The 20,382-nt window shown below is 52.1% G+C and carries 10 protein-coding genes and 11 pseudogenes; 12 read left to right on the forward strand and 9 right to left on the reverse strand.

The window, feature by feature from the left end; all coding sequences use genetic code 11:
- The first annotated feature begins 73 nt into the window (after window positions 1–73).
- From C451_RS19675 to C451_RS21270, 6 genes and pseudogenes are all read left to right on the forward strand, one after another.
- A complete protein-coding gene (locus C451_RS19675; RefSeq protein WP_007743457.1) occupies window positions 74–901 on the forward strand; it encodes an IS5 family transposase in 828 nt (275 codons plus the stop codon).
- Between the two features lie 135 nt (window positions 902–1,036).
- Window positions 1,037–1,663, forward strand: a pseudogene (locus tag C451_RS19680) (transposase); the annotation flags it as partial.
- 49 nt (window positions 1,664–1,712) lie between these two features.
- Window positions 1,713–2,678 (forward strand): ABC transporter permease, encoded by a 966-nt coding sequence (locus C451_RS21255; protein WP_152420528.1) that lies wholly within the window; start codon window positions 1,713–1,715, stop codon window positions 2,676–2,678.
- A 1-nt stretch (window position 2,679) separates the two neighbouring features.
- Complete coding sequence (locus C451_RS21260; protein WP_007743466.1) at window positions 2,680–3,696, forward strand: ABC transporter permease; 1,017 nt, start codon at window positions 2,680–2,682, stop codon at window positions 3,694–3,696.
- On the forward strand, window positions 3,650–4,738 hold the full coding sequence (locus C451_RS21265) for an ABC transporter ATP-binding protein (RefSeq protein WP_241431268.1): 1,089 nt from the start codon (window positions 3,650–3,652) through the stop codon (window positions 4,736–4,738). The genes C451_RS21260 and C451_RS21265 overlap by 47 nt, the downstream gene beginning before the upstream one ends.
- Entirely contained in the window at window positions 4,731–5,801 is a 1,071-nt protein-coding gene (locus tag C451_RS21270) for an ABC transporter ATP-binding protein (protein ID WP_080503577.1), read from the forward strand. Before C451_RS21265 ends, C451_RS21270 begins: the two co-directional genes overlap by 8 nt.
- A gap of 214 nt (window positions 5,802–6,015) precedes the next feature.
- Here C451_RS21270 and C451_RS24640 read toward each other — a convergent pair.
- Window positions 6,016–6,611 (reverse strand): annotated as a pseudogene (locus C451_RS24640) (IS6 family transposase); the annotation flags it as partial.
- 48 nt (window positions 6,612–6,659) lie between these two features.
- On the opposite strand from C451_RS24640, the pseudogene C451_RS21275 reads away from it, so the two are divergent.
- Window positions 6,660–7,487, forward strand: a pseudogene (locus C451_RS21275) (IS630 family transposase); the annotation flags it as partial.
- Window positions 7,488–7,587: 100 nt separating this feature from the next.
- On the opposite strand, the gene C451_RS19705 reads toward C451_RS21275, so the two are convergent.
- Window positions 7,588–8,649, reverse strand: a complete 1,062-nt coding sequence (locus tag C451_RS19705; protein ID WP_007743472.1) for an IS630 family transposase — start codon at window positions 8,647–8,649, stop codon at window positions 7,588–7,590.
- 50 nt (window positions 8,650–8,699) lie between these two features.
- Here C451_RS19705 and C451_RS22270 point away from each other — a divergent pair.
- A pseudogene (locus tag C451_RS22270) lies at window positions 8,700–8,970 on the forward strand (transposase); the annotation flags it as partial.
- 220 nt (window positions 8,971–9,190) lie between these two features.
- Here the strand turns inward: C451_RS22270 and pyrE are convergent.
- On the reverse strand, window positions 9,191–9,715 hold the full coding sequence (gene pyrE, locus C451_RS19710) for an orotate phosphoribosyltransferase (RefSeq protein ID WP_007743473.1): 525 nt from the start codon (window positions 9,713–9,715) through the stop codon (window positions 9,191–9,193).
- 119 nt (window positions 9,716–9,834) lie between these two features.
- On the opposite strand from pyrE, the gene C451_RS19715 reads away from it, so the two are divergent.
- Window positions 9,835–11,127, forward strand: a complete 1,293-nt coding sequence (locus C451_RS19715) for a Zn-dependent hydrolase (protein ID WP_206536703.1) — start codon at window positions 9,835–9,837, stop codon at window positions 11,125–11,127.
- Window positions 11,128–11,326: 199 nt separating this feature from the next.
- Here C451_RS19715 and C451_RS19720 read toward each other — a convergent pair.
- The 6 genes and pseudogenes from C451_RS19720 to C451_RS19745 all read right to left on the reverse strand — a co-directional run bounded on the left by C451_RS19720 (window position 11,327) and on the right by C451_RS19745 (window position 16,711).
- Window positions 11,327–12,734 (reverse strand): annotated as a pseudogene (locus C451_RS19720) (IS4 family transposase).
- Window positions 12,735–12,852: 118 nt separating this feature from the next.
- The gene (locus C451_RS22275) at window positions 12,853–13,065 is read right to left on the reverse strand and encodes a hypothetical protein (protein WP_152420530.1); all 213 of its coding nucleotides are present in this window, start codon (window positions 13,063–13,065) and stop codon (window positions 12,853–12,855) included.
- A 92-nt stretch (window positions 13,066–13,157) separates the two neighbouring features.
- Window positions 13,158–13,311 (reverse strand): annotated as a pseudogene (locus C451_RS22280) (IS701 family transposase); the annotation flags it as partial.
- A 7-nt stretch (window positions 13,312–13,318) separates the two neighbouring features.
- A pseudogene (locus C451_RS21285) lies at window positions 13,319–14,163 on the reverse strand (IS630 family transposase).
- 29 nt (window positions 14,164–14,192) lie between these two features.
- A pseudogene (locus tag C451_RS19740) lies at window positions 14,193–15,276 on the reverse strand (IS701 family transposase); the annotation flags it as partial.
- 94 nt (window positions 15,277–15,370) lie between these two features.
- The gene (locus C451_RS19745; RefSeq protein ID WP_049913278.1) at window positions 15,371–16,711 is read right to left on the reverse strand and encodes a M28 family peptidase; all 1,341 of its coding nucleotides are present in this window, start codon (window positions 16,709–16,711) and stop codon (window positions 15,371–15,373) included.
- 202 nt (window positions 16,712–16,913) lie between these two features.
- Between C451_RS19745 and C451_RS19755 the strand changes: the two are divergent.
- The 3 pseudogenes from C451_RS19755 (at window position 16,914) to C451_RS19765 (ending at window position 19,510) form a co-directional block, all read left to right on the forward strand.
- Window positions 16,914–17,732 (forward strand): annotated as a pseudogene (locus C451_RS19755) (IS5 family transposase).
- Between the two features lie 97 nt (window positions 17,733–17,829).
- Window positions 17,830–18,483 (forward strand): annotated as a pseudogene (locus C451_RS22285) (transposase); the annotation flags it as partial.
- Between the two features lie 50 nt (window positions 18,484–18,533).
- Window positions 18,534–19,510 (forward strand): annotated as a pseudogene (locus tag C451_RS19765) (transposase).
- Window positions 19,511–20,382 lie beyond the last annotated feature (872 nt).

Raw genomic sequence — 20,382 nt, forward strand, 5'->3', positions numbered from 1 at the left:
TGCTGCGTTGAATAGGCATACGGCGACGGGATAGACCGGCAAACCAGTAAGGATGAAGCCGAGGAAGGCCGATATGGCTGAAGTAGACCTCCTCGACTTCGTTCGGACGTGTAAACGTCTCGCCAAACAAGCTTTGGGGAAGCACGCGGGCGAGCCCGCCACCGGCGGGTTCGCCCGCTGGGTTCACGTCGTCATTCACTGCTACCGTATCGAAGACGAGCATAGCTACCGGAAAACCGAGAATCGACTGGAGTACCTGACCGAGATTCGTGAGGTACTCGACCTTGATCGGGGAGACGTTCCCGAGTCCACCACGATCTACAAATCGTTCGATCGGCTCAAAATGTGGGTGTGGCGGGCGTTGCTGCGCGTTTCAGCGCAGCAACACCCGCAGTCTGGCCACGTCGCTCTCGACAGTACGTTCTTCGAACGCGGTCATGCGTCGCAGTACTACCTCCAGCGATCGGATCGGGATATACAGAAGCTGAAAGTCACGACACTCACCGATACGGAGTCGCTTGCTGTGCTGGATGTCCAGTGTTCGATTCACTGGAAGCACGACGCGAAGGCTGGGCCGCAGGTCGTCCGCCGGAACGCGGACGACCTGCTGTCGGTCGCCGCCGACAAGGCGTTCGACAGTTGGATCAACAGGTTCGAATTCTACACGCTCAACGTCGATCCACTCGTTCTCAGGCAGGGATCGACGCCAGAAACAGTCGGTCACAACGCGTTGATCCAGGACGCTGGATACTCACAGCGGTGGATGGCTGAAACCTCGTACTCAGCAACCAAGCGCTCGCTCGGCGCTGCCGTGCGAGCGCACTTCTGGTATCGTGAGTTCCGTGAGATCGTCCTGAAGTTCGCTGTCTCGAACATCGAACAGTTATGTGAACCGCTATGATCACCGCGCCCTATGCCTATTCAACGCAGCANTGAGATCGTCCTGAAGTTCGCTGTCTCGAACATCGAACAGTTATGTGAACCGCTATGATCACCGCGCCCTATGCCTATTCAACGCAGCACCCTAAATGACTAACGCGCCATTCCGCTGGAAGGAGGGCAGATTTTTGAGATTGCGGAGGATCTCCACCGCAAACACGTCGACGTGGAGGTTGAGGTGGAGTTCAGACGCGGGCTGTACGCGGGCACGCGATCATGGGATACGAAGCGGTTCCGCGTCGTCGGCGTCCGCAATGAGGACGCCGACGACTACCACTTCTACATCACGAATCTCCCGAGAAAGTGGTTCCTCCCGGCGGATATAGCGACGATCTACCGCTGCAGGTGGGTGGTGGAGTTGCTGTTTCGTGAGCTGAAGACGCTATACGATCTCGACGAATTCGACACGATCAACCCTGCAGTAGTGGAAATTCTGCTGTATGCGGCGGTGCTGACGCTGTTGGTGAGCCGCGAGCCGCTGGAGTTGGTGATCGAGCACGCGGACGATGAAGCGGTGTTCCCACCGGAACGCTGGGCGTGCGACCGGATGGTCGCCGCCCAGCGGATCCTCAAGCGACTCAGTGACTATCTCGATTACTTGCCACCGCCGCTGCTAGAGCGAATGATCGCTGACGCACAGAAAATTCATCAAGAGCGCTCAATCCTACAGGAACGGTTCGCTACCGCCGCTCACCAACTGCTGGAGTTACCTAAATGCAGATAATAGCGAAGGTATCGGTACCTTTTTACCATTTAGGATTGCCATGTTATCTGTGTACAAGTACATCATCAAGCGATCTTTGTTGGCAATCCCAACACTTCTGGGCGTGAGTATGATAATATTTGGCATGTTATACCTTGCTCCAGGAGGTCCTGTTGAAGTCATGATGTCCTCGCAACCGGCATCAGCGGAGCAGATACAGGATATCAGGCAACAATTAAACTTAGACGAGCCGATATATGTTCAATATGGAGATTGGGCTTGGGATGCCCTCCACGGAGAATTAGGAAGATCATGGTCAATCACACAAGGAACGGCGGTGAATGATTTAATTATACAAAGAATCCCATTAACTGCCGAGCTAGCTTTATTGAGTATGATACTAGCCATAGCAATAGGAATTCCGGCGGGAATCATAGGTGCTGTATATCAAGATCAAATAGCTGATCATGCAGCCCGGGTAGTTGCACTTAGTGGCATTTCAATCCCAGACTTTTGGCTCGGAATTATGCTCATAGTTGTCTTTGGTGTACAGTTCCAGATCAGCTGGGCTTCCGGTTCTTGGATCCCCTTATCAGAAAGTGTGACAGGAAACCTGAAGCATCTAATATTCCCTGTCATTACGTTAGGAACAGCTTATTCCGGACTTATCGCGCGAATGATGCGCTCAGAAATGCTTGATGCACTAAATGGGGGATACATCCGAACTGCACAAGCCATGGGTATTAGTAACCGAACAATAGTATTTCGAGACGCTGCGAAAAATGCATTCATTCCGGTCCTAACAGTTATTGGTATTGGACTTGCCCGTCTCATGAACGGAGCTCTCCTCACAGAGACTGTGTTCAACCTTCCAGGCATTGGGCAACTCCTCGTGACATCAATTGCTCGCCGAGATTATCGTGTAATTCAGGGGATTGTATTGTTCGTAGCAGTCATTTTCATTGTGTCGAATATCATCGTCGATGTTTTATATGCATATCTTGATCCACGAATACGTCTATCAGGAGGGGACTAAAATGGGATCTGTAAGCCCAGATTCCGAAGCCGACCAAAATAAATCTACTACTGCACAGCGAAGTCTCCTACAGCAATTTTGGAAAAATTATAAAAATAATTATTTATCAATTGCAGGAGGCGCTATCATTCTCCTTCTCGTTCTAATGGCACTTTTAGCTCCTATTCTGGCCCCACATAGCCCCTACGAACAATTTGAAACATCTGACGACAGCAAATTTCATCCTGCTGAGCCAGGAACTGAGATCATTCTGACGAATGGTGATGGTGACATTGTTGAGCAGACTACCGCATATCTAGGAACAGATAACGTAGGGCGAGATATACTATCACGTTTACTATACGGTCTCCGAACAACGTTGGTTATCGGATTGAGCGTGGTTATAACATCTCTAGTGATCGGATCACTAGCTGGTGCTATAGCAGGGTTTTATCAAGACTCTTGGATAGACAATGCTATTATGCGGGTTATGGATGTTATATTCCCGTTCCCAAGTATCGTTTTGGCAATCGCTCTCCTGGGTGTGGTTGGAATTGGAGAAACCACATATTCATTACCAATATTGGGCACTGTTGCCGTTCCAAATACAGCCAAGATTATATTAGTCATCTCAGTCGTCTATATACCTCGATTTGCGCGTGTGATGAGAGGTGCAGTTGTCACAGAAATGGAAGAAGACTACATTGACGCATTGAGAACAATTGGAGCGAGTGATTTCCGAATTCTGCTGAGTGATGTTATTGTAAATACGGTTCCTTCCGTCGTAATACAAGGAAGTCTGTATGTGGGGACTGCATTGTTGGCGAGTGCGGGCCTCTCATTCTTGGGGTTAGGAATTCAACCACCCCAAGCAAGCCTCGGGCTCATGCTTTCTAATTCACGTGACTACGTATATAGTGGTGAGTGGTGGTTCTCGGTATTCCCTGGACTACTGATCGCAATTACGATCCTTGGATTTAACTTGTTAGGAGATGGATTACGAGATGCTCTTGATCCTCGTTACCAAGGAGAGCAATAGATTAATGACAGAAAAAATCCTAGAAGTCGACAACCTAACGACATCATTCGATACAGAAGAAGGGACAGTAAGAGCAGTCAACAATATCTCCTTCTCAATTGAAGAAGGAGAAACAATGGGGATAGTTGGAGAAAGTGGTAGTGGAAAAAGCGTTACTGCCCTCTCTGTCATGAGACTTATTGAATCAAATGGATCTATTGAAAATGGCACAATCCACTATCGTGGTAGCAATCTGTTGGAAAAAACTGAAAGCGAAATACAAAGCATCCGCGGAAGTGAAATATCAATGGTATTTCAGGATACCTTAGATAGTTTGAATCCCGTTTACACCATAGGAACACAAATAAATCGTGTAATCCGAAAGCATAGAGATATGGATAATAAAGAGGCACGCGAAGAAACAATCCGTCTTCTTGAACAGGTTGGGATTCCAAATGCTGAAGAACGAATTGATGACTACCCGCACCAATTTTCAGGAGGAATGCGTCAACGGGCACTTATTGCAATGGCGATCTCATGTAATCCTTCAGTCCTCATAGCTGATGAGCCTACAACCGCTCTTGATGTGACGATCGAAGCACAGATATTTGAGGTTCTTGACAAAATACAGCACGAAACCGGAATGAGTATTATCGTGATAACACACGATTTAGGCGTTGTTGCTGGGGTTTGTGATTTTGTTAATGTGATGTATGGTGGAGAAATCGTAGAAAAATCAAAAACTGATGATATCTTTGGCGATCCACAACACCCGTACACCCGTGGCCTTCTTAGATCAATTCCTCGGATTGGAAAAGAAGAAGACAGACTTCGTGGAATAGAAGGAAATGTACCCAATCCAGCTGCTCTTCCATCTGGTTGTACATTTCACCCACGATGTCCACATGCAACAGATGAGTGCCGACAGCACGATCCTAGCCTTCAAGAAGTTAAGCGGAATCATAGGGCTGCTTGTATTCATATTGATGGATACAAAAGCCTACACAAAGAAGACAAAGAGATAATCATAAATGATAGAAAAAAAGGAGAAAGCGATGACTGATAAAGAACTCTTTCAGGTGTCAGGCCTGAAAAAGTATTTTGACCAGAGCCAAGGTATTATTGACAGATATCTCAATGACACAGACCAGGTAAAAGCGATTAATGGGGTCAGCTTTGCAGTTGAGCGTGGAGAAACAGTAGGTGTCGTTGGTGAATCGGGGTGTGGAAAGTCAACACTTGCTCGTTGCTTGATCAATCTTGAAAATCCTACCGATGGGGAAATAAAATACAAAGGAAAGAAATTTGAAAAATTCGACTCGGGCGAGATGGACTCTTTCCGAAAAGAGGTACAAATGGTGTTTCAAGATCCTGCTTCTAGCTTAAATCGGCGAAAAACCATCAGCCAAACGATTAAAGCACCGATGGAGATACATGGTATCTACGAAAATTCTCGAGATGAACGAGTGCGGGAATTGCTCGAACGTGTTGGATTGTCACCAGATTATGCCAACCGATATCCTCATGAATTTAGTGGAGGTCAACGACAACGAGTTGGTATTGCTAGAGCTCTTTCAGTTGATCCCGAAGTACTAATATTGGATGAGCCTGTCTCTGCTCTTGATGTGTCAATCCAAGCGCAAATACTGAATTTGCTAAAGGATTTGCAGGATGATCTAGACTTAACGTTTGTGGTGATTTCTCATGACCTAAGTGTGATAGAATATATGTGCAATAGGGTGGCTGTAATGTATCTTGGGGAGTTTATGGAGATCGCCAATTCAGACGTTCTGTTTTCTAACCCTCAACACCCATATACAAAAGCACTCTTAGATGCGCTACCTCAACCTGTGCCAGAATTGGCTCGTAAACGAAAAACACTAGAAGGAAATGTTCCATCGCCCATTAACCCGCCATCTGGTTGTGTTTTTCACACACGGTGCCCATTAGCAACAGAAGAATGTAGTGAGAGTCGAAACGATCCCGAATTAAATTCTATTGATCAGTCAGATGAAAATCACAAAGTAGCCTGTATTCACGTTGATGAAGTTACTAATGATAATCTGAAAGTAGACTCGAATATAGGAAATGATGGAAACTACGAGGTAGAAAATTTTAACTCTTAGTGATATGAAGGAATCTATAATCCAAAACACAAAGCCATTTTTGCGTATTGTTTTAGCATTTATACTAGTTTGGTTTTACTATGGGACAACAGATGGAATTTTTGGTGGCTTTGGGCAATTCTTGGCGACAGTATTGCTATCGTTTGGGACATGGATAATTTTAATACGGTACTTATCTAATATTAAATATTAACGAGAATGAAACACTGTTAACTTAGCCCGCAGCTTCGACCGTCGGTTGATTGTCAAGCGTTTGGTAACTTCGGTGGTGATTGTAGTAATAGGTGTAGGCAGTCAGCCAGCACTCGGCGCTTGGTTGACTACCATTCCATATCTCGTGAACCCGGCCGATCCGCATCGTAAACGTCTGAAACAGCTTCTCGACGATGTTGCGGTCGCTGTAGTCGAGGTGACTGCTGAGATCAGTCTTCGTGAGGGCAGTCAGATAGCCCATGTCGTCGACGAGAAATTCCGCGTCGGAGACGCGGTGTTTCACTTGTAATTCGCGAAGAAACGACGTTGCTGGGTCGGTTCCGCGATGTTCAGAAAGTCGTGCGTGGAGCACGACTTTCGAATCGCTATCGATTGCCGCGTAGAGCCATATTTTGCGCTCCTCGGCAGCTGAACCTGCTTTTCGTCGACAGTAATGCGATCAGATTCGGCGGTGAACGTTTGCTCGTGAGACTCGGCGAACGATTGACACCAATTACGAATAGCGGGGCGGCTGCGGTCAACGCCGAACCAGCCGAGCATGTCGCGGATTTTGGTAAGTGAAACGGCTGAGGCATGCAACGCGCACGCCAGCCGGATCTATAGTGGCCAAGGGAAGTTATGGACATAGGATGAGACGGTGATACAATGAGTAGCGATCGTCGAAAAGGGATTGTTCGGCATCTGACCGAAGAAGATCTTGATCGGCTGTTGGCTGAGACAGATGAAGTGAAAGTCAGCCAGCGGCTGACTTTCATCAAGAGGCTCTACAAAGGAGCAACACTCGAAGACGTCGCCGATGATGTTGGCAAGTCTGTCTCCACGGGCAGTCGTTGGACACGCCGGTGGAACAAAGACGGACTTGGACTCCTGACCCCGAACTTCGGGGGCGGCAGGCCCTCGAAGCTCGGTGAAACCGAACAAGCACAGCTCCTTGAACAGCTACGAGACGGCCAACCGTAGACGTCTCAGGAAATACAGCGCCTCCTCAACGAAGAATTCGGCATCGAGTACCATCCAGTCTACCTTGGGAAATTCCTCAGAAAGCTCGGGCTATCGAGAGCTATTCCTCGCGCAGAGCGGCCTTCGCGCCCGGATGATGCAGAAGAGATCGTTGACGAGCGCGTCGCCGACGCGCTCGACAACGACGACACCGATGAGCCACACAACAAACGAGACGGTGATACCGAGGAAGGCTGGGTCGTTGACGACGATGTGTGCACGGATGGTGGCACGGTCCTCGGATTCTTTGACACTACTCATCCACAACCATTCGACAATTCTCAGCGGCTGTGGTACGTCGATGATCCTCATCTCGAACGACCCTGGTGAAGATTTTCGAACCAGCGGTCGGGTTCTACGCGCTCAATGGAGAGCGTGGTTAGCTTCCCAGAAGATCAGACGAAAGAGCGGATCTGCGAATGTCTCGAACGGATCCGCGAGCAGAATCCGACGCAGCGGATTCTGCTCGTCTTAGTGTAGCTGCAACCGTAATCTCGCTAGTCCTCTTCGAGCGGTACTGGATAGAGCTGGCGTAGCTTGATTCGAGCATCGTCAGTAGTGAACTGCCAGTCGATCAGCCTACAGCAGCGTTACGATGATCCTGCCACGCAGCGACCACCGACCGGAAGGTCGCTGCGCGATAGATTCGCCGGTCGAGGCACTGGCGTTTGAGTGCGCCAATCTCGATTTCAGCCATATTCAGCCAGCTCCCGTGCTTTGGCATGTAGTGAAACTCGAAGCGCTCGAGATACGCCTGCGCTTCGTTCGGTGGAAAGAATCGATAGAAGGCGGCAGGATTGTGCGTGTTGAGGTTATCGAGCACCACCCGGATGCAATCCGCATCCGGGTAGTGCTCATCAGCGAGTTCAACCATTCGGTTGATCCACTCGCACGTTCGTCGCTTCTCGGTGATCTCGACGTTGACCCAGCCAGTCAACGGTTCGGCGGCGAGATGGAGGTTCTTCTTGCCGTTCCGCTCGTAGTGAGTATCGACACGTGCGACCGCTCCCGGTTGAGCCGGGAGCGGGTCGCGTTTGTGGCCGCGAAGCGCCTTGCTGGTTTCGTCGAAGCAGATGACAGGGCGATTCTCGTCGTAGGGTTCGTGGTAGAGATCGAGAACATCCTCCATGTGATAGACGAACTGACCGTCGTCTTCAGCGGGAATCGCCCAGTAATCGTAGAGATGCGGTTTGAGGGTGTTTTTTAGACGCTGTCTCACGGTTTCGTGAGAGATCGACTCGAAGTCGATCTCGTCGAGGGTAGCGAGTTCGTCGGCGAGAAGGTGAAGCGTCCAGCGAGCGTGCCCCTCGGGCGGGTCGGAACAGGCGAGTTTGATGAGGCGTGCTTCAGCGTCTCCGTCGAGTTTGCGCTCGTATTCGCGGTCGGGCTTGCGGCGATGAATCGCCGCGAGCCCTCGTTTGCAGTAGTTTTTGCGGGCCTTGTACGGAGTCCCGATACTACAGCCGACGTGCTCACAGATCTCCGCATCTGTGAGCCCGTCGTCAGCTTTCAAGAGAATCCGCGCCCGCATGTTGTCCTCGGCCTTGCGTTCACCAGTCGAGATGAACCACTCAAGCGTTCTCCGTTCCTCATCAGAGAGATCAACGACGTGCTTCTTCTGCTCATTCCTCTCCATACGCGGTCAGAGATGATAAATTAGCGAGTACAAATCTGAAGCTACACTTAGACAACCACTTCTCGCACACGTGCGAGTACACGCGCAGGCGCGCGTATCAACTCGGGATCGATCTCATTTTCTTACCGACTGCCTCGCCGGATCTCAATCCAATCGAGCAGGTCTGGAAGAGCCTCAAGTGAGCAGCCTCTCCGATCGTCGAGAGCGCGGAGATTCCGCGCTCTCGTCGCCGACCTATTCGATCAGCTTACCAATAGAATGAGTTTCGCCCGATCTTGGATCGATGAACTTCTCGATTCTCGTTTGCAATACTTATCTTAGTCACTATTAGGCCGGCTGGCGTGCGCTCCCCGTCCAAAAACGGTACAGTGCTGGCGTCCTCATCTGCTAACCGGAGTTCCTCTATCATGGGCCTATCATATACGGAGGAACTCCACCTACTTCAGCCGACTAAGTTAACAGTCCCTACTCGATAACTAATCAACGAGCTAGAGAGAATTATTAAGCCAATTCGACAGCGTCACCATGAAAGAGTAGTGATTCATTCAATTTGCAGATCTTCGCCAACCTGAGTGAGGTAGGAAAAATCGTAGCCTGCTTCGGTGACTCTATCGACTGCCCCTTCATTGCGGTCTACAACGACAACAATACAGTCGACAGTCCCACCAGCATTTTCTAATATTCGGGCTGTTTCGAGAACTGTTTCACCGGTCATCGATACGTCGTCAACAAGTACTATTTGTTGGCCCTTGTGAATCTCACCTTCGATACGTGCTTGAGTTCCTCGATGATCAACACCGGAGCGCACGAATACGGATGGAGTTCGCATCTCCAATGATACTGCGGTCACAAGCGGTACAGCTCCAAGCGCCGGGCCAGCGAGCAAACCAAACTCCTTTTCAGTTAGTTCGTCCGCTACTATTGAAGCTATTTCATCCAGTACATCTGGCTCAGTTTCGAAGACATACTTATCGACATAATAGTCTATTAATGACCCATCGGAAAGAGCGAAGTTGCCCCGTCTGATCGCCCCAGATTCATCGATGAGCGTCGCAATAGACTCCATGGATTATGGTTGCTTGTGGATAGTAAAACTCTTGCCAAAACTATAACTTAACAGACATATTTTGGGGAACGATTCATATGGATGGTCCACATATTGACTTGTCTCCAATGTCCGATCGGATGCCCAAGGAAGACATCGACCGCGTTCAGCGTCGGCTAAATCAGATTTGGGAAATCGGAAAAACTGATTCTAGCGGTGTCACACGGTTGGCTTATACGTCAGAAGAAAATGTGGTCTTCGACTATCTTCGCGACGAATTACCACGTGAGTTTGACGTTTGGACAGATTCAGTAGGAAATCTTTTTGCAACACCGTGGCCAGAGGCTGAGAATTCGCTTTACATTGGGAGCCACCTTGACTCAGTAATCAACGGTGGCCGCCTGGACGGAGTTCTTGGTGTGATTACGGCGTTGGAAGCAATCCAGACACTTCACGAGAGTAGTTGTCAACCTCCGAATCCTCCGACGCTCGCCGTGTTTCGTGGGGAGGAGTCAGCGCGTTTTGGCCAACATACCATCGGCAGTCGTACTGCGCTTGGTATGCTAACTGTTGAGGACTTTAGTGCCACCGATCAGAATGATGTCCCACTATGGCATGCAATGCAACAGGCAGGCTTTCATCCAGAGAACCTTTCAGAACCGACCATCGACCTCGACCGGGTTACTGGCTTTCTGGAAGTACATATCGAACAAGGTCGCGTCTTGGACGAGTCGGATGATGATCTCGGGGTGGTGACGAACATCCGGGCCCCCGTTCGGTACAAGATCACCGTTGAGGGCGCGTACGACCACTCTGGGGCCACACCAATGAACCTACGCCACGATGCGCTTGCAGGCGCCTCAGCGATAATTCTCGCAATCCAGCGCGTAGGAAAAGAGGCCGATAACGAAGGTGATCTTGTTGCCACCGTTGGAGATATCACTGCAGTCGATGGGGCAATCAACAAGGTTTGTGGCGAGGTTTCCTTTCCGCTCGACATTCGGAGCGTCAACGAAGCGTTTCGGGATCAGATCGAATCACGGATCTTAGAGGAGATACGCATGACGGCCGACCAGCATAACCTTCAATTTGAAGTTCAAGAAATCGACCGATCATCCCCGGTGACGATGTCTGAGGAGATTGCTTCCCAATTGGCGCATGCAGCTGATAGCAGCGAGAGTGGCTACCGTTTTCTGCCAAGCGGTGGCGGCCACGATACAATGAATTTCCAACAGGCTGGTGTGCCGGCCGGGCTCCTATTCGTTCCTAGCGTTGACGGCGTCAGCCACAGCCCTGACGAAGAGACTTACGACGATGCGGTCGCCGCGGCCGTCCAGACGCTTATTCGGTTTACGCTCAGTGAGATAGAAATTGCCAACAAGAAATTCACCGAAAACAAAATCGAGGGCAACGGTGGTGACCATGCGTTCTAGATTAGTGACGGCCTGATCCGGCATCTGGCTCGGTGAATCCTGTGATGCAGCGAAAATCGTACTTTCCTCCGTCATTCGGCGCGCATTCCTGCATCAGCATGGTGTCATCGAAGGATAAGGCGGCGCACTCACCGCTGTGAGTGCGTCGCCGATCCAGAGCTGTCGCTGGTCGGGAGCGCGTCCCCGACCGTGGGGATTATTAGGCGAATTCTGGCCAGAATTCGCCTGATTCGACCCGTTCGTACAGTCTCGGACGATGTGGATTCGGATCACGTGACGCCCACAACAACAATGCGTCCAGGTCGGGCAGATCGTAACCCAGATCGAGCATCACGTACAGGTGAATCAGATGCGAGTGGCGTTCAACAATGGTCGAACCACGCCCACGTGGGACTCGCGTCGACGACGCCGCGGCGTCGTCGTCGCTCTCCTGCTCTGCTGCGTCGAGTTTCTGGAGTTCGTCAACGATCACGCGACTCATCATCAACGAGATCGCTGCGATGAGAATCAGCGCCTCGATCAGGTACGGATCGGTGGTATTGATCTCGTCGAGACCGAAGCGTGACTTGAGCTCCTTGAATAGAAGCTCCACCGCCCAGCGCGCCCGATAGAGTTGTGCGATATCGGGCGCGCTGTACTCTTCTTCGGCGAGATTCGTCAGGAAGAGGTGATACTCGTCTTCGGTCGCATCACGGAGACCGACCATACGGAACGTCCGGGTCGTGCTCCGGCACGACCCTCGCTTGCGGTCGAAGGAGAGTTTGATGTCCACGTCGATCTCCTTGCGCTGCAGGTCGTCGATGACGTCCTGCAGCCGCTTGCCTTCGAGCGAGATGCTGTTTCCTCGGCGTGTTTGAAGCTGCTCGACGATTTCGAAGTTGGCGTTGTCTTTGACGCGCGAGACGAACCAGCCGTCGTGGGCGTCAATGCGGTCGAACAGCCAGAAATCGTAGTAGCCGAGGTCGAAAAGGACGAGTGCGCCAGATACCCACTCGCCGGTGGGTATCTGGCTGTTCTCATGGGTCGAACCGTCCGTAGTCCGCCAATCAGTCGGAAGTCCTGTCGAAAGCGATTGCGTGAGATGGAGCTTTGCTCCAGCAACGCCCTCGCGGAGGCTGTAGACATCAGCTGCATCGTTGTAGAGCGAAATGAACGTAGCGTCGCGGATGAGGACGTCTCGAAAGTGTTCGAGACGGCCTCGGAGTTGGTTTCGGCCGGGATCGAGATCCTCGATGGCGTCATCGAGGATCTCTCNAGTGTTCGAGACGGCCTCGGAGTTGGTTTCGGCCGGGATCGAGATCCTCGATGGCGTCATCGAGGATCTCTCGGAGGAGGGCAACGAATCCAGGCGAGAACCATCCATGGAACGAGGAATACGTGAGCTCGGTGAGATCAGCCATTTCGACGTAGCGTTCGAAGAACGCTTGAATTGAGCGCTGGGAGCCAGCACCGAAGCCAAACGCGAGTGTGTAGAACAGTGCGACGACGTCGAACTTGCGCTCTCGTTGAATGAGATTCGTTGCGCGAGCGCGCTCGCGCAACTCATCACCGGGAACTGCTCTTTGGATGCGATCGACAACAACCGAGTCCGGTGGTTCGTAGACCATACGCTCTACCGGGTTTCTCGTTCCGGTAGCTCCAGCGGTCTCCAATCAGCAGACAGCGACAGGACACGGCGCTAAACTAGAACACATGCGGTGGTGACAAGGATGTCTCGTCCGTTAATCAGTCGTCGTAGGGCCAGCGCCCACCTACGCGCAGTTCCCGCTCGTAGGCGGCGTCAATCGAGTTGCGGATTTCCTCCGAGGAGTAGTGAGAGATGTCGCTATCGCCGGCGGCGCGACGGGCAGCTGCTTCAGCAATGACGGAGAGACCGTACTCGGAGATCGCGGGCGTCAATCTTCTCGATTGTATCGGCGTGAGTATGACCCCAGCCACGACCCTCCTCGTCGACCAGTGAACTTGCCATTACACCTGGTATTCCCTTCTCAACAAATGCCCACTAGCCCTCATGGGGACTAACTGTGTCCTCAGCTTTGCATGTTAGCCTCGGTTGTTGAGTGAGCGAAGAGGTGGCGATATTGCTCATGAGTCACCGATGTCGCGATTATCATTATTCCGGACCCACGAGAGAAGGTTGTACACAGCTTCTTTCAGGGAATGTTCGAGGTTCGCTCGAAGCGATTAATGACTAAGACAATTTTTGAAAGTCAAGGAACTTCTCACACCAGATTTTTGCATAGCTGACTCGGCGCGTTATTTGCTCGAACACAACCTGTACGAGATTCTTGAATTCGCTCTCATTTTCGACGATGGTTGGACACATCGTCCACTTGAGTTGATCCCGGACTTTCTCGATCGGGTTGAGATGTGGTGATCCAGACGGGAGGAAGATGAAATCGACTCCGAATTGATGAGCGCGCTTACGCGTGTATTCACAGATATGCGAACCGTGCTTATCCAAGACGAGCAGAATCCCGGCAAGCGGCGGATTCTGCTCGAGGATCGTCTCCAATACTTCGCAGATCCGTTCTTTGGTCTCGTCTTCGGTGAATTTCACGAGACTTTTGCCGTTGAGCGCGTAGAATCCCACGCAGAATCGTCGGTCTTAACTAATGGTCGTTCGACGTGTGGATCGTCGACGTACCAGACACGCCGCGAATTATCGTACGGCTGTGGCTGTGAAGCGTCAAAGAATCCAACGACGGTACCGCCGTCGGTACAGACATCCTCGTTGACGTCCCATCCTTCTCCATCCTCGCTCGCGCGTTTGTTGTGTGGCTGCTCGGCCTCGTCGAGCGCGTCATCGACGCGCTCTTCGAGCATTTCGTCCAGATTCTCTGGTCGATGTGGACGCTTTGGCCGCGGTTTCGCATACGAGAGCCCGAGCTTCCGCAGGGACGTGCCGAGATAGTTCGGGTGATACTCGAAGCCGATTCGCCGAAGACGGTGGTCGTCTTCGGCTTCTCGAAGCAGCTCGTCGATCTCCTCCTCTGGTAGATGGCGTTCGATCTCAGTTCGACGCGAATTCCCCATTACCCGTGCATCATGCTCAACTTTCAAAAGTTTCCGGGAGCATTAGACGCCTTCGAGCGAACCGTCCCCAAGGCGCTCGACTCAGGATCAAGACGAACGAGACTGTAGGCAGCCATCAGAAGGTGCCAGTGGCGACTGTCACCTTCGTCGGTCTGCATCTCGAAGTCTCTCAAGCCGAGATCCTGTCTCGAGTCCTCGAAGAACGTCTCGATGCGCCAGTGCATTGCGTACGAGCGAATCACATGTTCGGTCGGTGCGTCGATCTTGTTCGTGGCGAGGTACTTGACCGGGTTCTCATCGTCATCTTCGTCGGTTTCTTTCTCGGCGATGACCAGCTTCACGTCTCCCAACTGGGAGACGTGAAGCTTCTTCGTCCAGATGTGGTAGGTGTCATCGTCGATGTCGCGCTCGGTCGTGTCGATGCGCTCGACAAGCGCATCGACGCGAATCTCCTCACCAGCGTATGTGACTTGCCGATTGCTCCGAAGCGGGCCGATTCAGTTCTTGCCATAGGATTCGATGTGTTCTGAGAGCTCGGAACTGTGAGCGAACGACGAATCGAAGAGGTAGGTGTCCTGAACACCTACCTCTTCTTCGAGTTCCGTAACGATCTCTCTGGACAGATCGTACTTGGTATCGTGGTCTTCGTTGGTTTCGTCTTGCTGTTCGTAGAGACGAAATTTGAGTGGATAAGCGGTCTTTTCGTCGGCGTAGAAGGCGTAGACGATATCTTGACCCTGGACAGTATCGCCTTCAGCGTGATCGTAGAAGTGGCCGATGCCGGGGACTTCGTCCCCGGTTTTCTCGTTAATCGTGTCGTCGAGGATGATGTAGCCGTCCTGTGACCAGCGCGTTTCACCGTGCTGCTGGAGTTCCTTCAGTCGTTCGTGGTTGAACTGCTCTTCGTCCCAGTCGTACTCGGTGAGGAACTTGTTGAGGGCGCGTTTGCTTCTGGCTGGAAGAACTTCGCGTGTGGATACCTGCCACGGTCTTGTTGCTGGCCGCAACAAGACCTGTGGCGTAGATTTTGGCATGATGGCGTTGCTCTGATGAGAGTGATTCAGCCTCGTCGAACACGTCCGTGCACGACAGGAAGTCCGTGATCGGCATCATCCATCTACGTCGCTACACGTTACGCACCCACTTCAACGTGCAAAGCCGAGTTATTATCGAAGGATGAGGCAGCGCACTCACCACCCGATTTATGTTAGTACGGCCATCGATCACCAAGTTTCAATTCTTGCTCGTATCCTTCGTCGAGTAGTTCACGTGTTTCCTCGCGAACGCGACTTGCCACCTCTCGGTTGGGTTCCGCAAGTGCATAGACGGCATCCGCGATGGTGATAGCGTGTCCACGCAGATCGCGGATGTCGATCTTGTCAAGCGTATCAGCGTGGGTATGACCCCAACCACGTCCATTCCCATTGGGATTCTCTGAAGAGATCATGACACCTGGAATACCTTCCTGAACAAACGCCCACTGATCGCCGTGCGGGGAAACGGTGTTATTAGTGATGAGCGGGACGGAGAGTTCATTAGTAACCTTTTCGAAAACCGTAAGTAGTTCGTCAAATTCGTTAGGGTTGATCGAAAGCGTCCGGTGGCGACCCGCACCATCGATGTTCACGACACATTTCACGTCGTCATGGTCGAGAGTGTTCATCGCATAATAGGCTCCTTTGAGCCCAATTTCCTCGGAGCCGAATACGAGAATGCGTACACGCGTTTCAAGATCATCCTCTACTTGCTTCAGCAAGCGTCCCACCTCCGTCGCGAGTACTGATCCTGCACCGTTGTCGTTGGCTCCTTCCGCGATATCGTGGGTGTCGATGTGAGCTGTCACGAGTACTACTTCGCTAGTATCGGGACCAACATCGCCGGCGATATTGTGTGATTTCGTGGGTTCATTTTCACAGTCTACGTTAACGGTGACGTTGAATTCGCCGTGCTCGACGTGGCGCTCTAGGCGAGAGCCGAGTTCGGCTGAGACGCCAACTGCTGGGATCGGTCCAGGACGATTGTTGTAGCCGACTTCACCCGTTGGGGGCAGGCACCCTTCGATATGGTTTTGGAAGACGAACGCGGTTGCGCCCGCATCGGCAGCATTGACGTACTTTTCCATGCGGTGAATCCACCGACCGTAGTCATCAGGCGTCTCACTCGACGCCATCACGACCTTTCCCCCACAGTCGGCAGCTTCAAAGTCTTGTGGGCGACCATAGCCGACATCAACTAGTCTCCCCTCAGCGGTGCCGGCAGGCGTTCCTGGAAGTGCAATGATCTGATAATCCTTTGAGTACGCCCGGTCATGGGAACCAGCCGTTTCAAGAGACGAGAAGTCACGCCACCAACCGTCGATTCCGAACTCGTCGAGGTGGACATTACGTAAACCTATATTCTCGAAGTAATCTCGGAGAATCTTTGATCCCTGACGTTCAGACTCTTGTCCCGCCATCCGAGTTTCAAGATCGACAAGGGTCTCTAATACATCCCATGTGAAGTTACTCGTATACGCATCGCCAACAACTTCCTTGTTCAAATGTACCACAGGTGTAGCTCTATGGCCCAGATTAAAAATTTATGGAAATCGGAAAAACAATCACCAGACAGCAATACCAATTCAAGTACTCCGGTTCAAGTAACCAGTCTATTGGAGCGTGTTATAGAATTCATCGGCTCTGGTGAATCGCTATACAGCGGAGGATGGATCGTGAGATGAAGGTGTCTGAAGCGGGAAACCGTGAGATGCTCTGTCCGAAGTTTCCCGCTCCACGACTTGTGCAACGTTCGCCAAAGACGCTCTCGATGACAGAGACGAATCTGCCGCCCCCTACTGGAGGCGGCGGATTCGCCGACCACGCTCTCGTTTTGCTCCACTGTCTTCGGGTTTACCTCGAGAAATCCTACCGTGTCGCCCTCGACCTCCTGAGCGAGATGCCACAAATAACCGGGGAGATCGGCCTCGACGCGGCCGATCTCCCTCACCATTCGATACCAACCAAAACTTCGACAGGTTCACGATCGCGATCTGGCGAGTGCTGCCGCGCCTCTCGGCGCAGCTGCACGACCCTTCTGGACACGCTGCGATCGATGCAACGTTCTTCGATCGTGAGAACGCCAGCCGCCACTACTGCCGACGCACGGACTACCGCGTTCAGACGCTCAAAGCCACCGCACTCGTCGACACAGACACTCAGGCAGTGCTGGACGTTCACTGTACGACGTCGAGACGTCACGACACGAAGATCGGCGAGCAGGTCGCCCTGCAGAACGCGGGCGACCTGCTCAGCCTTGCTGCCGACAAAGGCTACGACTGGATGGCCTTACGCAAGGAACTGCGCGACGAGGATGTGAAACCACTCATCAAGCACCGAATCTTTCGGCCCGTCGACCACGCGCATAACGCGCGGGTCGACGGCCCTCGATCTCGTCAGCGATCGATGTCCGAGAGCATTTTCTCGACGATCAAGCGCACGCTCGGCGACGCCGTGCGTGCGCGAACCTGGTATGGTCAGTTCCGCGAGATCGTCCTGATGTGCGCAGTTCACAACATGAAGCGTGCTCTGTGAACACCAAATCAACTGCAGTATGGTGATTCACCAGAGCCAATTCATCTCATGCAGTGAGTATCTTGCGGCCCGGATTGTCTCCTCATTCATCGTTAGTGATCGCGACGAGTTCCAGATGAGCACCGGCGCACCATCCAACAAATCCTACAGTTGGTGCTACCAGATGGCGACGATCTCAATCCTCAGCGAGGAGGTGAAATTCACGTTGGGGATGCGGCCGCTGCTCCGCCGCATCCCCTACATGTCTCGGGCGGTTCTTGTCGAGCAACTCCCCGACATAGCGAGCGAACACGTCTCAATCGGAACGATGTATGCCGATGCTGGCTTCGACAGCATTGGCGTGATGCATGCGGTCGAAGAGGCCGGTTTCTCCTACCTCACTCGGAAGACGTTGGACGACCGAGCGACCGCTTCGTGGATGGCATGAATCACGAGATCGACGTGAAACAGACCCACGAGATGGAGAAATCCATCCGAGGGGAGACGGTGACGGTCACCCCGACACTCGCCAGGGTTCCCTCGGACCGCAAGGAGGATGCGACGGTAACGTTCGTGACGAATCTGACGGTGAGTGACGCGACGAAGGAAGCACGAGGGTGTACACGCCGCGTGATGCGGCGGTACGCCCGAAGATGGGGAATCGAAAACAAGCTACAAGTCGGTCAAAGATTTCCTTACATGGACGACCTCACAGAACACCGCCGCCCGCGTGTTCTACTTTGGGTTTGCTGTGATTCTGTACGATATGTGGCAGCGGTGGCGCAGAAGTCCTCACATGGAATGCGGTAGGATGGATTTGATGTGTCTACGACCAAGTCCATCCTACCGGATAACGCGACGGTCGAACAGGTTTTCAAAGCATTGGAGACTGAAACGGCAGCGCTTTTCGAACACCTAGATCTCTTGTTTCTCGCCAACTACCCCGTGTTCGCCCCCGATCCGAGGGGGCGAACACGGATTCACCAGCCACCCGAACTCCTGAAAGGCTTCCTTCATTGCTTCTACCACGACATCTACGGTCCACGCCCAATGGCACGAGAACTCCACAATGAAGACATCTAGCGACAGTGTGGATTCACGCGTCCGCCGGGACGGCGGACGCTTGAGCGGTTCATCACTGACTTTGCGCTCGTTGCCGAGGACGTGTTCATCACGCTGATCCACGAGCTTGCCGAGCAGGTGCCGCTCGGCCAGTTCTACCGAATCGACGGTACTGATATCCCGTTGATCAGCAGGATAGTGATGCTGAGTGGAACTACGATCACGCTGAAAATGACTTCTACTACGGATACGGCTGCTGTCTGGTGACCACTGCTGATAATATTCCGGTCGCAGCCACGTTCACTCCTGCGACGAAGGTCGATCAGGAGACGGCGATGCGCGTCACCAGTGACGCGCTCGCCGTCGAGAAACCGATCTGGATACTGGGTGATGCGGAATTCGATATGCTCGATTGGCACGACCGCCTGCTGGAGCAGGGGGTCGTGCCGGTCGTCCCGTATAACCAACCCAACGCCGATGACCCGCTCAATATCGAATACCGTGTCGAGGACACGATAGCGGTTTCAGAGGAGCGGTTAGATGAGGCCTATCGGAAGCGGTCACGAATCGAGATAGTGATTGGCGTCTGTAAGAATCTCGGCCTCAGGACCCCACGGGTCCGAGGCCGAGTCAGAGTCGAATCCCACGTCTTCTTGGCGCTGTGTCTTCGGCTCGCGGTTGCACTCACAAATCACGAACGAGACAACGTCATCGCCAGTCCAACCATCACTCTGTGAGAACCATTCTTCGCCACCGCCCGATATGTGGCTGCTGGTTGATCTGCTGATCCAGGTGAACCTCGATATCGAACACCGACTGAAGCCACGCGTGCCCGCGCGAATGTTTCTGAATATCGTTCGCAAGGACATCCCAGTGACGTAGGCGTCCCACGCAGGCGGAACGCCGTCTCGTGAGAGATATTTGAACCCAGCCGTTCCGTTTCGAGTATAATGGTTGCGAAACAAACAACCGGTGTGATCGGTTAGCAAATGAGATCTGCCTCGATGATTTTCTGTACTCTCCGGTGATAGAGTCAATCGACGCTCAACAGCTTTAGATGCACATTCCGAACATCTAACTATAGGTCGGCTGGCGTACGCTCCCTGTCGAAACGGTACAGTGCTGGCTTCCCAATCCACCAATCGGAATTTTTCTATCATAAAATTTCTATTTCTGGAGGAACTCCATCCACTTCAGCCGACCAAGTTAAACAATACCGAAAAGACATGTTCTTCAATAGCACATAAGTATTATTAATGTAGGTGCAGAGTTGCACGTGTGTGCGGCCACAAGATCACACCGAATAAAAACAGAAAGAATCATGTCAAGCTCAAAACAATCGTTGCATGTGTTAGCGATCCTGATTCAGAAATTGTTCTATGATATAGGACTATATAAAATCGATATAAATAAACTATATTATAAATCGAAATAACCAATGTCTTCAGACACACCATCCCAGACCGATCGCACCGAATCGAGTGACCAGTCCGACGACGCCGAATCGGCCCTGCAGACGATCGTCGATCAGCTTTCGGAGGTGGCAGAGCAGATCGATCTCGACCCGAACGTCGTCGAGCGACTGTCCCACCCGAACAGCGTCTACGAG

The sequence above is a fragment of the Halococcus thailandensis JCM 13552 genome (genome assembly GCF_000336715.1).
In the GTDB taxonomy this organism is placed as follows: Archaea; Halobacteriota; Halobacteria; order Halobacteriales; family Halococcaceae; genus Halococcus; species Halococcus thailandensis.